The organism is Streptomyces chattanoogensis (assembly GCF_001294335.1).
Classification (GTDB): Bacteria; Actinomycetota; Actinomycetes; order Streptomycetales; family Streptomycetaceae; genus Streptomyces; species Streptomyces chattanoogensis.
The window spans coordinates 1-14021 of sequence record NZ_LGKG01000136.1 but is presented as its reverse complement, the minus strand read 5'-3'; the positions used below and the strand labels follow the sequence as shown (position 1 = coordinate 14021).

The following is a 14021-nucleotide window of genomic DNA, read 5'->3' as shown; positions in this document are numbered from 1 at the left end:
ACCGATGAAGACGGTCGACATTGCCGTCACCGGCCTGGGGCTTGTCACCCCGGCCGGGATCGGCGTCCAGGCCACCTGGGACGGGCTGCTCTCCGGCCGCTCGCTGGCGGCCACGGACGAGCAGCTGGCCGGCCTTCCGGTGGACTTCTCCTGCCGGGTGCCCGACTTCGACCCCACGGCACGGCTCGGGCGCCGGCTGAGCTGGCGTATCGACAGGTTCATCCAGATGGGACTGGTCGCCGCCCGTGAGGCGGTCACCGATGCCGGATGGGACCCCGCCGCCTGGGACGGTGCCCGCGTCGCCGTGGTCCTCGGCAACGGCAGCGGCGGCAACGACCAGGCGCAGCGGGACTACGAGCTGCTCAACCGCGGGCGGTACAAGGCCATTTCCCCCTTGTGCATCACGCGCGCGGTGTCCAACATGCTCGCCGGTGAACTCAGCGCGGATCTTCAGGCACTGGGCCCCAGTCTGGTCACCTCCACCGCCTGCGCGTCCGGGGGCACCGCCATCGGCGTCGCCCGGGGCCTGCTCGCCTCCTCGATGTGCGACATCGTGATCACCGGCGGCAGCGAAAGCGTCTGCAGACCCATGCCCGCGGCCGGATTCGGCCAGATGGGAGCCCTGTCCACCCGGGTGCACGACCCTGCCGGGGCATGCCGGCCCTTCGACGCGGACCGGGACGGCTTCGTGCTGGGCGAGGGCGCCGGCATCCTCGTACTGGAACGGCTGCCGGACGCCCGCGCCAGGAACGCGCCGGTCCGGGCCCTCGTCGCCGGATACGGAGCCTCCGCCGACGGCTACCACTTCAGCTCGCCCGACCCCGAGGGCCAGGGAGTGGTACGGGCCATCCACGCCGCACTCGCCGACGCCGGCCTGTCGCCATCGGACATCGACCACATCAACGCCCACGGGACATCCACCCAGCAGAACGACCTCGCCGAAGCACGCGCCCTGTGCTCGGTCTTCGGCACACCGCCGCCGGTCACGGCGAACAAAAGCGTCCTCGGCCACTCGATCGGCGGCGCGGGCGCCATCGAAGCCGCCGTCACCGTACTGAGCCTGCAACACCGGACCATCCCGCCCATCGCCAACCTCGACCGCCTCGACCCCGAGATCGATCTGGACGTCGTCACCAAGGCACCCCGCTCACAGCAGCTGCGGGCGGCACTCAGCAACTCCATCGGCTTCGGCGGCCAGAACGCGGTCCTGGCCTTCCAGACGCCGTGAGACGGACCGAGCCTTCCGGATACCGTGAAACGAAAGGCGCCTGACGGGCGATGGCCCAGGTCAGGCGCCTTTCCCCGCCCCACGGGTGGCCAGTTGTAAGCGGTTCCTCTCGGACCATCGGATCGGACCATCGGATCGGACCGTCGGATCGATCCACAAACTCGGTTTTCCGGAGCGGCACGATCGGCCAAGCTGGGCCCATGCCGCGCAGAATCATGTTCGTACAGCTGAAAACGGGCTATGGCACCGACCGAGGGCCCTCGTGGATCGGGTGGGTGGACTTCTCCAAGACCTGGAAAACGGCCTACTTCCAAGGACGGACCCTGCGGCGCGCTACGGGTCTCGGCCTGTCCGACGCAAACTTCTACGACGTCGAAACCGATGCCGAATTCTGGATCTCCGGACCCAAGCGCGACCGGAGCGACACACGGTACGGACCGGAAGGGCCGACCGTAGAGGAAGAGGCGGCAGACGCCTACCGAGCGTTTCTCCAAGGGGCACCCCTTCCCGGCCGGGAGGACGGCTAGCGACGCGGGTCACCGCAGGCATGGCCCACCGCCTGGCACACGCGACTCGGCACCGGCGTGGACCTCGGTTGTCCCGGGCGACAGGTCGATCCCGAACGCGTCCACGCCGTTGGTGCCACCTTCACCGCCAGGCCGGCAGACTCACCTGGCGAGTTCGGCCGGTTCGTCCAGCCGCGTCAGCTTCCGCGGGTTGCGCACCACGTAGAGCCGGGTGATCCGCCCGTTGTCCACCACGAGGCTCACCGCGGACGGCTCGCCGTCGATCTCGATCCGGCCGGCCGGCGCGCCGTTGAGCCAGACGGCCGTCGTCTCGAACGCGGCCACCACCCGGTTCGCGCGTGCGAGCAACGGCGCCACCAGCTCGGCCCCGTGGAGCGGAGCCAGAGCGGCGGTCACCAACCCGCCACCATCGGCGATCATGACCACGTCCGGCGCCAGGACCTCCATCAGCTCCTGCAACCGCCCGGTTCGCAGCGCAACCAGGAACCGTTCGACCACCGCCTGCTGCTCCGACCGGCTCACCCGCACCCGCGGCCGCCGGGCCGCCACATGCTCGCGTGCCCGCCGCGCGATCTGGCGCACCGCGGCCCCGGACTTCCCGACGGCCTCGGCGATCTCGCCGTACGGCATGTCGAAGACCTCGCGGAGCACGAACACCGCCCGCTCCGCCGGCCCCAGCGTTTCCAGCACGGTCAGCACCGCGATCGAGACGCTCTCCGCGAGTTCGATGTCCTCGGCGACGTCGGGGCTGGTCAGCAGCGGTTCCGGCAGCCACTCGCCGACGTAGTCCTCGCGGCTGCGCGACAACGTCCGCAGGCGGTTGAGCGCCTGCCGTGTGACGACCTGGACGAGGTACGCCCGCGGATCCCGCACCTGCGACCGGTCGGCGTCGGCCCACCGCAGCCAGGACTCCTGCAGCACGTCCTCCGCGTCGGCCGCCGACCCGAGCATCTCGTAGGCGACGGTGAACAGCAGGCTGCGATGGGCGACGAACGGGTCCTCGGTCACGCCGTTGCCGCGACGCCGGACTTCTCCGGACGCGTTGCCAGCGGAATCTCGCAGGCGTCCGAGAAGCCCTGCGACGTCACCCCGTTGGCATTGTTGTTCCTGGTCGCCATGTTGACGAAGGCGATGTACGCGGTGAGCTCAACCATCGCCGCCGGGCCGAGGCGTTCCAGCAGGCTCGCGTACAGCTCGTCGGTGACGGTCGGCGGCGTGTTCGTCATGGCCTCGGCGTACTCCAGAACGTCCCGCTCCAGCGGCGTGAACACCTCCGACTCCCGCCAGCGCGGCACCTGGCTCGCCTTGGCCAGGTCCAGGTTCTGGTTCTGTGCCTGGAAGTAGCCGACGTCGAGGCACCAGCTGCAGCCGACCTGTGCCGCGACGGCCATGTGCGCGAACGACTTGAGGCTCGCGTCGGCCGCATCCCACTCGCTCAGCCTGGCCGAGAACTCCAGGTTGGAGGTGGCGACCTCGGGGCTGTGCCACACCACCTCGACGGGCTCGGGCACGGCACCGAGCTGCTTGATCATGTTCTCGCTCATCTCGGTGGGAAGCTCCACCTTGGGAATGCGCAGTGTCATGGTGTTCCTTGTCCGTATCCGTTGGGCCGTTCGACATGAAGACACCGCCGGACCCGGGATTGTGACAACCACCCGTGGGCAGCAAGCACCCCGCGCATGGGGGATGAACGACATGCTGGGAAACGCCGACCCCGACTTCAGCTCTGCGGCCGGCTGATGTTGACCATCCAGGGGATGCCGAAGCGGTCGGTGCACATGCCGAACACGTCGCCCCACATCTGCTTCTCCAGCGGGACGGACACAGAGCCGCCGGTGGACAGTTTCTCCCAGTAGCCGCGCAGCTCGGTGTCGTCGTCGCCACTGAGGCTGACCGAGAAGTTGGCGCCTTTGGCAAGCTCCATGCCCGGTGGGGTGTCGGCGCCCATCAGGGTGAAGCCGCTGGGCGTCTCCAGCCGGCCGTGCATGATCTTGTCGGCCAGAGGAGTGTCCTTCTGGCCGAACTCCCCGAAGGTGTGGAGCGCGAGTGTGCCGCCGAAGACCTCCTCGTAGAACTCCATCGCCTGCCGGGCATTGCCGTCGAAGCTGAGATACGGGTTGAGACGCGAAGCCATGGCAACCTCCCGTAATGGGGCAAATGGGCGGATATGGGCAGGGTAGCGCGCGCCATAAGGGAGACGAGACGAACCGTCTTGCCAAGGGTGCTCCTGACGCGTAAGGTGCAGCGCATGGGTTCCCTGTTCCTGTGATCGCCAAGCGAGTGCCCGCGTCGAGCTGAGCTCCGCCGTCACCGCAGTCCTTCCCCGTGTGCCTCTCGCCGCGCCCTGCCGTCGGCGCCCGACTCCGTTGGCCGGGCGTCACCGTACGGGCCCGCCGGGTGCGCGGGCGTGTCCTCGACCTCATCCGACCCGGCCGGCTCGGCCGCCGAGACCAGGGGGTATCTCCATGCACACCTCGTCATCCACTGCGCCACCCACCGCCCCTGCCGCCCGCACTGCCCCTGCCCGATCCGCGCAGCTGGCCCTCCATGACGTCACCAAGCGCTACGCCGGCCATGTCGTCCTCGACGGCGTCTCCTTGACCGTCAAACCGGGCGAGAGGGTCGGCGTCGTCGGCGACAACGGGTCGGGCAAGTCCACGCTTCTCCAGCTCATGGCCGGTCAACTACCTGCTGACAACGGCGAGTTGACTGTGCTTGCACCCGGCGGCACCGGCTACCTCGCGCAGACCCTGGAGCTGCCTCCCCAGGCGACCGTCCAGGATGCCGTCGACCTGGCCCTGGCCGACCTGCGTGACCTCGAAACGCGGCTGCGCCGGGCCGAGGCCGACCTGGGCAGCCGGGCCGCGGGAGCTGAGCTCGACGCCGCCCTGACGGCGTACGCGGATCTGGTCGAGCAGTACGAGGCCCGCGGAGGATACGCGGCCGACGCGCGGGTGGACAGCGCCCTGCACGGCCTCGGACTGCCGGACCTGCCCCGCGGCAGGCAGCTGGGCACCCTCTCCGGCGGCGAGCGGTCCCGTCTGGCACTGGCCGCCACGCTCGCCTCCCGGCCGGAGCTGCTCCTGCTGGACGAGCCGACCAACGACCTGGACGACCAGGCCGTGAGCTGGCTGGAGGCACACCTGCGCGCGCACCGCGGCACCGTGGTGGCGGTCACCCACGACCGGGTGTTTCTGGAACGGCTCACGACCACCGTCCTGGAAGTCGGCTGCGGCACGGTCTCGCGGTACGGCGACGGCTACGACGGCTACCTCGCCGCCAAGGACGCCGAGCGCCGGCGCCGACTGCGGGAGTACGAGGAGTGGCGCACCGAACTGGCCCGCAGCCGACGGCTGGTGGAATCCAACGCGGCACGCCTGAAGGACATGCCGCGCAAGCTGCCGTTCGCCGTCTTCGGCCATGGCGCCTTCCGGGCGCGTGGCCGCGGACACGGCGCGATGGGCCGGATCCGCAACGCCAAGGCACGCCTTGAACGACTGACGGACGATCCTGTCGCCCCGCCCTCCGACCCGCTCGTCCTCACTGCCCGTATCACCACCGCGGCCGGGCACGAGACCGATCCGTGCGGAGTGAGGGAGGGGCAGGACCCATCGCACCGGACGGCGGCCGACGTGTGCGACCTGCGCGTCGGGGACCGGCTGCACCTGCCCGCGCTGCGCCTGGGGGCCACCCAACGGCTGCTGGTGACCGGCCCCAACGGGTCCGGCAAGAGCACACTCATGCGGGTGCTGGCAGGGGAGTTGCGGCCGGACAGCGGTTCGGTACGCATACCCGGCCGGGTCGGGCACCTGCGCCAGGAGGGAACACCCTGGGCCCCGGAGCTGACCGTCCTGCAGGCGTTTGCCCAGGGGCGCGTGGGCACGGTCGACGAACACGCTCAAGCGCTGCTCTCGCTCGGCCTGTTCCGCCCGGCGGAGCTGCAGCTCCAGGTGGGGGGCCTGTCGTATGGGCAGCGGCGCCGGATCGAACTGGCCCGGCTCGTCAGTGAGCCGACCGACCTCCTGCTGCTCGACGAGCCCACCAACCATCTGGCTCCCGCACTCGTCGAGGAACTGGAACAGGCACTGGCGGACTACCGAGGCGCCCTGGTCATCGTCACCCATGACCGCCGGATGCGCTCCCGGTTCACCGGCTCCCACCTCGCGCTGTGTGACGGACGGGTGGCCCGTTTCCGGGCGGAGCCGGGGAAGTCTTCCTTGAAGTGAAAGAGTCCGCGGGCCGAAGCCGCCGTCGAACGGCCTCGCCCACACACAGGCTGCACACACGCCGTGCACGATCAGGCCAGCAGTGATCAATCAGCGTCGATCACGCGTCCTCGCTTCCCCCGCGCCCCCATCGGACTGCGCTGGGCGACCGCCCGCTCCGCGCACTTGACCCTGCCGCCATCACCTCCGCGTGCACACCCCTGACCGCGCGCCACGCCCTCCGGCCGGCTCCCTCGGCCGCCTCCGCCCTGGCCCAGATCCTCCACCCGGTCTCCGGACCGCGGATTACCCCGCTCTGCCCACCTCACTGGGCACCCTCCCCACCGGCCCGCCCCGGCCGCAGGGCGGCGGAGCGAAGAGCCCTGCTGCAAGCAGGCGTAGCGGGCCGAGCAGAAGGCGCCTGAGCCGGGCAGAAGCCCGGCTCAGGCGCCCCTTCTTCGGTCTCTTTCCCGGCCTCTAGAAGAAGCCCAGCTTCTTCGGCGAGTAGCTCACCAACAAGTTCTTCGTCTGCTGGTGGTACGGCCATTACTTGGTCGCTGACCTGCAGAAACGGCGGTCCCCTCGTGTGGTTGACGGTGTGCTGGTCCGCAAATGGTCCGGATCTTGGTCCTGGATGGACGCGTGTCACCGTGGGCCGCTGGCCTGTAGAGAGAACGTGACGCCACACCGGAGACAGTGCACAGCACCGGGTTCAGGGCTGCGGCGCACGTTGACGCACGTCCCGATGGGCAATCAAGTAGGGAAAAGCCGCCTGCCTGCCCATCTTTGGACAGGTCGGTGGTGAGACGCGCTCCTGCCTGATCGTTCAGTCGTCGTGGTGCTGATCTCGGTCTCGTTCTATGCAGCGGTCCTCTCCTGCCAGTTTGTGGAGACTTCGCAGCTGGTCGAGACCGGGAGTTCTGCCCCCTCGCCTTTGCTGCTCGGGGTGGGCATTCCGCGTGTGGTTGGCGGAGTCTCGATGAGTCCCCGTCGTGCGGAAAGAGGCGGCGACCCTCGTGGCCCCGCATCCGACGGTGCAGCAGGAGCGGACGTCGGAGCGATCGCGACGGGATCCTCAAGCCGCTCGTCCAGGCAAGGCGTAGTTCGGTTGGTGCGGGCTGTCGGTACGGAAGCCGCTGAGGATGATGACTCATCGACGAAGCCCCAGGGGGCTGCCCAACTCGCGGTAACTGTCCATGGTTTCGGAGCTGGGATTCTTCCTCCGGCGGGTGCAAACGGCATAGTCAGCGGATTCACCGGATGGTGTAGATCACCTGTCGTTTGGTCGTATCGCCCTTCGTTCCCGCTGATGATCGGGGAGCGCCCGTCGTCGTCCGGGGAACGTTGTCTGTGACCTTGGCATGCCCGGCCGCAGGACCGTCCGACCAACAGAAACGGCTCATCGTGCATTTGACTCCGCATGAGCAGGAACGCTTGCTGATCCACGTCGCGGCCGACGTGGCAGCGAAGCGCCGCGACCGGGGGCTGCTTCTCAACTACCCCGAGGCCATGGCCCTGTTGTCCGCGTACGTCTTCGAGGCGGCGCGCGACGGTAGGACGGTGAGCGACATCATGGACTCGGGCCGACGGGTGCTCACTCGTGACGACGTGATGGACGGCGTCCCGGAGATGATCAAAAACGTCCAGGTGGAGGCGACCTTCCCGGACGGCACCAAGCTGGTCACGATCCACGACCCCATCCCGGAGGCCACGGAGGAGCCCGAGGTCTACCCGGGCAAGGTCGAGCACCCCCAGCCGGCGCGCAGGCCGGAGTGCCCGGTCGACTGCGACGACACCGACTCGTCCCCCTGCTGCCATGAGTGCGACGACGCCGCGTCCTGGCACGAGGCCATCGCGTTCAACGAGCACCTGCAGACCGACAAGAAGACAATCAAGGTCCAGAACACGTCCGACCGTCCCATCCAGGTCGGCTCCCACTATCACTTCGCCGAGGTCAACCCCGACCTCAAGGTGGTCGAGAACCCCGTTGGCACGCCCGTGACCGATGAATCGCTCTGGGACTGCGCCGAGGCGAAGGGGCGACGGCTCAACATCGCGGCGGGCACGTCCGTGCGGTTCGAACCAGGAGACGTGTGCTGCGTTGAGCTGGTGAACATCGAGGGCGACGCCAAGAGCGACACCAGCAAGATTCAGGGACTGCGCGAGGGGATCGTCGGATGAGTGGCCAGCAGGGTCAGACGGGCCGGCAGAAGAGGCCGAGCAACTTGGTGAAGCGGGCTGAGTACACCGCTCTGTACGGGCCCACCACCAAGGACCGTGTCCGCCTCGCCGACACCGATCTCACCGTCGAGATCGAAGCCGACTGGAGCGGCGGACCGAAATCCAGCGGCAACGAGATGATCTTCGGTGGCGGGAAGGTGATCCGCGAGTCGATGGGCATGTCCCACATCGCGAGGGACGGGGACGGCAACCCGGATCGCATTCCCGTGGACACGGTCATCACGGGGGCGCTGATCCTCGACTGGTGGGGTGTGGTCAAGGCCGACGTCGGCATCAGGGATGGCAAGGTTCATGCCATCGGCAAGGCGTACAACCCCGAGACGATGGACAAGATCTCGGACTTCGAGAAGACCGCTCGTGAACAGGCGGGCGAGCAGCTACCGGTGACGGCGACGAACTTTGTGGTCGGCCCGAGCACCGAGGCCATCTCCGGCAACGGCCGGATCCTCACCGCCGGGGGTGTGGACACCCACGTTCACTTCATCTGCCCCGGGGAGATCCACGAGGCCCTGGCCTCGGGCGTGACCACTCTCATCGGTGGCGGCACCGGCCCCGCCGAAGGCAGCACGGCCACCACCGTGACCCCCGGCGAGTGGCACATCACCCGGGTCTTCGAGGCTCTGGACGAGTACCCGGTCAACATCGGTCTGCTCGGCAAGGGCAGCACGATGAACGAAGACGCTCTGAACGAGCAGGTGGACGCCGGTGTCATCGGCTTGAAGGTGCACGAAGACTGGGGTGCCACGCCCGCGGTGATCGACAAGGCGCTGGCGGTCTGTGAGGAGCGCGGGATCCAGGTCGCCCTGCACGCCGACTCGCTCAACGAGTCCGGTTTCCTGGAAAGCACCAAGGAAGCCTTCAAGGGACGTTCCCTCCACATCTTCCATGTCGAGGGCGCCGGTGGTGGCCACGCCCCCGACATGATCGAGCTGGTCAAGGAGCCGAACGTCCTACCCGCCTCGACCAACCCCACCCGGCCCTTGACGGTGAACACCGTCAAGGAGCACATCGACATGATGATCGCGTGCCACCACCTCAACCCGGACATTCCGGCGGACATGGCTTTCGCGGATTCCCGTATCCGACCGTCCACCATGGCCGCGGAGGACCTCCTCCACGACATGGGCGCCATCTCGATGATGTCCTCGGATGCCCAGGCAATGGGGCGCATCGGCGAGATGATCATGCGTACCTGGCAGACCGCGCACGTCATGAAGTCCCGCTATGGCGCGCTGCCCGAAGACCTGCACAGCGCGAAAGTCCGAACGATCCAACAAGACACGGACCCCTCCCACCCCTTCAATGAGGACAGGCTGGAGCCGAACGACAACTACCGGGCACGCCGGTACGTCGCCAAGTACACGGTCAACCCGTCGATCACACACGGCATCGCGGGTTATGTCGGTTCCGTGGAGCCGGGGAGGCTGGCAGACCTGGTGCTGTGGGAGCCGAAGTTCTTCGGCGTCAGGACGCACATGGTCCTCAAGGGCGGCCAGCTCGCCTACGCGCAGGTCGGCGACGCCAATGCCTCGATCACCAAGCCGCAGCCCTACCTGCCGCGGCCGGTCTGGGGATCCACGGGGCGTGCCCCGGGAAGCAATTCCGTGAACTTCGCCGCGCCGGGCGTGGCCGACAGGTTGAACACCCGCTTCGTCACCCTCCAGGACAGCAGCAACAAGGTCACGGAGACGAAGACGGAGGGGCTCGGACTCAACAAGAAGTTCGTCGAGATCGCAGACACCCGGAACGTCAAGAAGACCGACATGAAGCTGAACGACAAGGTGCCCGACAGCCTCGAAGTCGACCACAACAGCTTCGAGGTCACCATCGGCGGTGCGTCGACGGGGGACGCCCGCACCGAACTCAACGGTGCGACCGTGCCGCGCGCCTACGTCAACGAAGTCCCCATGGCCCAGCGGTACTTCCTCTTCTGATCCGGCCTTTGCCCGGCCGTGGCGTCGGCGCCGACACCACGGCCGGGCCCTGGGCCGGCACGGTGTGCCCGCCCAGGCACCGCCTCACCATCCGCCCCTTGTGAAAGGCAGCCGCTCACCCATGAGCCGCGCAGCCCTGCTCCTCCTGGCCGACGGCCGCTTCCCCGCCGGTGGGCACGCCCACTCCGGCGGCGTCGAGGCCGCGATCGCCCACAAAGCCGTACACGACACCGACAGCCTGGAGGCATTCTGCCGCGGGCGTCTGCACACCACCGGTCTCACCGCGGCGGGCCTGGCCGCCGCGGCCGCCGCCGGGTATGACCCGTTGCTGCTGGACGACGCCGCCGACGCGCGCACCCCCGCCCCCGCACTGCGTGCCGTAGCCCGCAGACTCGGCCGGCAGATGATGCGCGCGGCCCGTGCCACCTTCCCGTCGGCCGCACTCGAAGACCTTGCCGTCGCGCGTCCCCAGGGCGCCCACCAGCCCATCGTTCTGGGCCTCGCCGCCCGCGCCGCCGGGCTCGCCCCGGTGGACGCCGCCCATGCCGCCGCGTACGAGAACATCGGCGGCCCGGCCACCGCAGCGGTGCGCCTGCTGAGCCTCGACCCGCTCGACGCCTCCGGCCTCCTGGCCCGCCTCGGCCCCGAGACCGACGACGTCGCCCAAGCCGCAGTCGACGCCGCGACCCGCGCCCTGACCGAGGGCCTCGACGCCCTGCCGTCGGCCTCCTCACCCCTGCTGGACATCACCGCGGAGCAACACGCCGCCTGGACCGTCCGCCTCTTCGCCTCCTGAACCCCTGAGCCCACTACTGCACAGCGGAGTTGACATGCACCTCGACCACTCTGAGAGCTTTCCCCAGCGGCACACGTACAGCGCCGATCCGCTCCGCCCCGACGGCAGCCGCCGCGCCCTCCGCGTCGGACTGGGCGGCCCCGTCGGCTCCGGCAAGACCGCCACCGTCGCCGCGCTCTGCCGCACCCTGCGCGACCGCTGGCAGATCGCCGCCGTCACCAACGACATCTACACCCGCGAGGACGCCGAGTACCTGCGCCGCGAAGCCGTCCTGCCGCCCGAGCGCATCACCGCCGTCGAGACCGGCGCCTGCCCGCACACCGCGATCCGCGACGACATCTCCGCCAACCTGGAAGCCGTCGAGCATCTGGAAGAGACCCTTCACCCCCTCGACCTCGTGCTCGTCGAGTCCGGAGGCGACAACCTGACCGCCACCTTCTCCAAGGGCCTCGTCGACGTGCAGATCTTCGTCATCGACGTGGCCAGCGGCGACGACATCCCCCGCAAGGGCGGCCCCGGCATCACCACCGCCGACCTCCTCATCGTCAACAAGACCGACCTCGCCCCGCACGTCGGCGCCGACCTGGACACCATGGCCGTCGACGCGAAGCGCCAGCGCGGCGACCTTCCCGTCATCTTCACCAGCCTCACCTCCGACGACGGCATCCGCGAAGTCGCCGACTGGGTCACCGGCCACCTCGCCCAGTGGCGCGCCGGGGCAGTCGCCGTATGAGCTCCGCCGCCCGACTAGTTGCCGGCCGTGTCCCCGCGGCCGGCGGCGGACCAGAGCCCGCAGGACACCCGCACGGCGTACGTGCCACGGCCCGGATCCACGCCGCGCACAACGGACGCGTCACCACCCTCCCGCAGCTGCGCAGCGACGGCCCCTTCCATCTGCGGCGCATGCGCACCGACGGCAACGCCGCCAGGGTGGGGATCATCGGCGCGATGAGCGCCCCGCTCGGTGGCGACCGGCTCACCCTCGACATCGCCGCCGAGGACCGGGCCGAGCTGGAGGTCACCACGGCTGCCGCCACGCTCGCCCTGCGCGGCCCCACCACCGAAGCAGCCATCTACGACGTGCGGCTCACCGCCGGAGAACACGCCCATCTGCGCTGGCTACCGCAGCCCCTGATCAGCGCCGCCGGCAGCAACCTGCGCCAGACCTACACCGTCGAACTCGCCGCCACCGCACGGTTCGTCCTGCGGGAAGAGCAGCTCCTGGGCCGGGCCGACGAGGAACCGGGCCACCTCGTCAGCCGGATCCTGGTCCACCGCGCCGGGCGCCCGCTGCTCGACCAGCACACCGCGTACGGCGCCCCGGAGCCCGGCTGGGACGGCCCGGCCGTCCTGGGCGGGCACCGCGCGGTCGGCCAACTCCTGGTCGTGGACCCGCGCCTCGACGTCCCACGGGATCCCGTACTGCTCGGCGAGGGCACCAAGGACGGGGGCGCTGTCCTGGCACCGCTGGAGGGCGGTCCGGCACTGCTCGCCACCGCCGTAGCACCCACCAGCTCGGCGCTGCGTGAACTACTCGACGAGGCGCACGCACACGCCCTCACCCACTAGCACGGACGGGCCGTCGCCCCCCCCGGAGGGCGACGGCACCCCGCTGCACCAACAGACCATCGACTGCGGAACGGCAGGTTCTGCACGTGCCCACACGATCAGGCGACACCAGAACCACTCACATACCTACGCGCGCCCTGTCTGTCAGGGAGGCGTACAGCTCGGGGCGGCGGTCGCGCAGATACGGGTTCTCCGCGCGGGAGGCGGCCAGGAAGGCCGGGTCGAAGTCGCCAAAGATGAGCTCCTCGGCGCCGCGCCCAGCGCGGGCACGGACCACGCCGTCGGGCCCGACCAGCGTGGAGCGCCCGACGAACTCGAAGTCCTGCTCCTTGCCGATCCGGTTGGCGTAGGCGATGTACATCTGGTTCTCGAAGGCGCGGACCGGCACGAGGGACTCGGGGACGATCTGGAAGGGATCCATCACCGCGGTCGGCACCACGAGCAGATCGGTGCCGGCGAGGGCGTGGGCGCGGACGTTCTCCGGGAACTCCACGTCGTAACAGATCAGGAACCCGATCCGCACGCCGTCCAACTCGGCCTGGACAACAGGGTCTTTGCCGTAGGTGAAGTGCTCGCGCTCAAATTCGCCGCAGAGGTGCGTCTTGCGGTAGTTCGCGAGGCTGGCGCGGTCGGGGCCGAAGAGCTGCACCGAGTTGTACACGGCCCCGCCGTCGCACTCGGGGTAGCCGTAGGCCACCGCCACCTTGTACCGCGCTGCGATATCGGCGACGGCGCGGGCGGAGGGCCCGTCCGCGGCTTCCGCCAGGTCCTGCACCTCGTCCACGTACCCAGCGAGGAACAGCTCCGACGCAACCAGCAGCCGGGCGCCGGCGGCAGCGGCACGCTCCGCGGCCCCATCGAGCGCTTTGAGGCTCTCCTCGACCGAACCCGGGGTCCCCGAGCTCTGGAACAGGGCCGTACGCAACAGCGACATGGATGTCCTTTGCGGTGATGGAGCATGAAAGATCCGCATTGACCGTACGTTTGCGCTGGACACCATGTAAAGATCGTTCTTTTCGGCTCTATGTGCGATCTGTCGCGTGAAAGGGGGCCTCAGCGGCCTTCACCCGAACGGCGCCCCAAAGGCGGCGCCGGCCCCGCACTGCGCCGCAATGCAGATCCCGCGCAGATGGAAGCGGTATTCGCCCAGCTCACCGCAGACCTCGCGCCGATCTACCGCCGCCGCGACCTGCGGGCCAACGGCGTGTTGTACCTGCGCGGGTTACTGATGCCGGGTTGCGGGCAACTGCTGGTCGATCGCAGAGGCAGTCGGCCCGGGCCGGCCGTATCGCCCGCACCGCCTGCTCGAACGCACCTCCGGGGAGGAGGACGCCGCGAGAGACGTGGTACGCGCGCTCCCGCCCCGGCACCTCGGCGCCGCCGGCGGGGTCCTGATCCTCGACGAGACGGGGCAGGCTTAGAGCTCCTAACGCAATGCTGGTTGCAGGCGGCGCCAGCAGATGAGTGAGCATGCGAGTGCGAGGAAGGCTTCGTGGATGTCGTCACGGGTCTCCCATCGAG

The 14021-nt window shown here is 69.2% G+C and carries 12 protein-coding genes and 1 pseudogene; 9 read left to right on the top strand and 4 right to left on the bottom strand.

Going from position 1 to position 14021, the window contains the following annotated elements; genetic code table 11:
* The first annotated feature begins 4 nt into the window (after positions 1-4).
* Complete coding sequence (locus tag ADL29_RS17180; RefSeq protein WP_053924593.1) at positions 5-1228, top strand: beta-ketoacyl-[acyl-carrier-protein] synthase family protein; 1224 nt, start codon at positions 5-7, stop codon at positions 1226-1228.
* Between the two features lie 275 nt (positions 1229-1503).
* A complete protein-coding gene (locus ADL29_RS17175) occupies positions 1504-1755 on the top strand; it encodes a hypothetical protein (protein WP_245689468.1) in 252 nt (83 codons plus the stop codon).
* Between the two features lie 141 nt (positions 1756-1896).
* Here the strand turns inward: ADL29_RS17175 and ADL29_RS17170 are convergent, their stop codons facing one another.
* The 3 genes from ADL29_RS17170 to ADL29_RS17160 form a co-directional block, all read right to left on the bottom strand.
* Entirely contained in the window at positions 1897-2763 is an 867-nt protein-coding gene (locus tag ADL29_RS17170) for an RNA polymerase sigma-70 factor (RefSeq protein ID WP_053924514.1), read from the bottom strand.
* Positions 2760-3338, bottom strand: a complete 579-nt coding sequence (locus tag ADL29_RS17165) for a carboxymuconolactone decarboxylase family protein (RefSeq protein WP_053924513.1) — start codon at positions 3336-3338, stop codon at positions 2760-2762. Before ADL29_RS17165 ends, ADL29_RS17170 begins: the two co-directional genes overlap by 4 nt.
* 137 nt (positions 3339-3475) lie before the next feature.
* Positions 3476-3889 carry a VOC family protein gene (locus ADL29_RS17160; protein WP_053924512.1) on the bottom strand — a complete coding sequence of 138 codons (414 nt, stop codon included), beginning with the start codon at positions 3887-3889 and terminating at the stop codon, positions 3476-3478.
* Positions 3890-4220: 331 nt separating this feature from the next.
* Here ADL29_RS17160 and ADL29_RS17155 point away from each other — a divergent pair, with 331 nt between their 5' ends.
* The 7 genes and pseudogenes from ADL29_RS17155 (at position 4221) to ADL29_RS17130 (ending at position 12500) form a co-directional block, all read left to right on the top strand.
* Positions 4221-5981, top strand: a complete 1761-nt coding sequence (locus tag ADL29_RS17155; RefSeq protein ID WP_078971067.1) for a TlrC/CarA/OleB/SrmB family ABC-F type ribosomal protection protein — start codon at positions 4221-4223, stop codon at positions 5979-5981.
* Between the two features lie 1383 nt (positions 5982-7364).
* A pseudogene (locus tag ADL29_RS46300) lies at positions 7365-7661 on the top strand (urease subunit gamma); the annotation flags it as partial.
* The gene (locus tag ADL29_RS46295; protein WP_342671167.1) at positions 7638-8141 is read left to right on the top strand and encodes an urease subunit beta; all 504 of its coding nucleotides are present in this window, start codon (positions 7638-7640) and stop codon (positions 8139-8141) included. The pseudogene ADL29_RS46300 and the gene ADL29_RS46295, both read left to right, overlap by 24 nt.
* Positions 8138-10135, top strand: a complete 1998-nt coding sequence (ureC, locus tag ADL29_RS17145) for an urease subunit alpha (RefSeq protein ID WP_078971066.1) — start codon at positions 8138-8140, stop codon at positions 10133-10135. Before ADL29_RS46295 ends, ureC begins: the two co-directional genes overlap by 4 nt.
* A gap of 121 nt (positions 10136-10256) precedes the next feature.
* Positions 10257-10931, top strand: coding sequence for an urease accessory protein UreF (locus ADL29_RS17140; RefSeq protein ID WP_053924510.1), 675 nt, complete (start codon positions 10257-10259; stop codon positions 10929-10931).
* A 34-nt stretch (positions 10932-10965) separates the two neighbouring features.
* Positions 10966-11664, top strand: a complete 699-nt coding sequence (gene ureG / locus ADL29_RS17135) for an urease accessory protein UreG (RefSeq protein ID WP_053924509.1) — start codon at positions 10966-10968, stop codon at positions 11662-11664.
* On the top strand, positions 11661-12500 hold the full coding sequence (locus ADL29_RS17130) for an urease accessory protein UreD (RefSeq protein WP_169795237.1): 840 nt from the start codon (positions 11661-11663) through the stop codon (positions 12498-12500). Before ureG ends, ADL29_RS17130 begins: the two co-directional genes overlap by 4 nt.
* A 118-nt stretch (positions 12501-12618) precedes the next feature.
* Here ADL29_RS17130 and ADL29_RS17125 read toward each other — a convergent pair whose 3' ends face one another.
* The gene (locus ADL29_RS17125) at positions 12619-13434 is read right to left on the bottom strand and encodes a carbon-nitrogen hydrolase family protein (protein ID WP_211274334.1); all 816 of its coding nucleotides are present in this window, start codon (positions 13432-13434) and stop codon (positions 12619-12621) included.
* Positions 13435-14021: the final 587 nt, after the last annotated feature.

Excerpts from the sequence above, each read along its gene's own strand:
- ADL29_RS17140 (WP_053924510.1), top strand. The coding sequence starts at position 10,257 with ATGAGCCGCGCAGCCCTGCTCCTCCTGGCCGACGGCCGCTTCCCCGCC.
- ADL29_RS17155 (WP_078971067.1), top strand. The coding sequence starts at position 4,221 with ATGCACACCTCGTCATCCACTGCGCCACCCACCGCCCCTGCCGCCCGC.
- ADL29_RS17160 (WP_053924512.1), bottom strand. The coding sequence starts at position 3,889 with ATGGCTTCGCGTCTCAACCCGTATCTCAGCTTCGACGGCAATGCCCGG.
- ADL29_RS17165 (WP_053924513.1), bottom strand. The coding sequence starts at position 3,338 with ATGACACTGCGCATTCCCAAGGTGGAGCTTCCCACCGAGATGAGCGAG.
- ureG (WP_053924509.1), top strand. The coding sequence starts at position 10,966 with ATGCACCTCGACCACTCTGAGAGCTTTCCCCAGCGGCACACGTACAGC.
- ADL29_RS17125 (WP_211274334.1), bottom strand. The coding sequence starts at position 13,434 with ATGTCGCTGTTGCGTACGGCCCTGTTCCAGAGCTCGGGGACCCCGGGT.
- ADL29_RS17130 (WP_169795237.1), top strand. The coding sequence starts at position 11,661 with ATGAGCTCCGCCGCCCGACTAGTTGCCGGCCGTGTCCCCGCGGCCGGC.
- ureC (WP_078971066.1), top strand. The coding sequence starts at position 8,138 with ATGAGTGGCCAGCAGGGTCAGACGGGCCGGCAGAAGAGGCCGAGCAAC.
- ADL29_RS17180 (WP_053924593.1), top strand. The coding sequence starts at position 5 with ATGAAGACGGTCGACATTGCCGTCACCGGCCTGGGGCTTGTCACCCCG.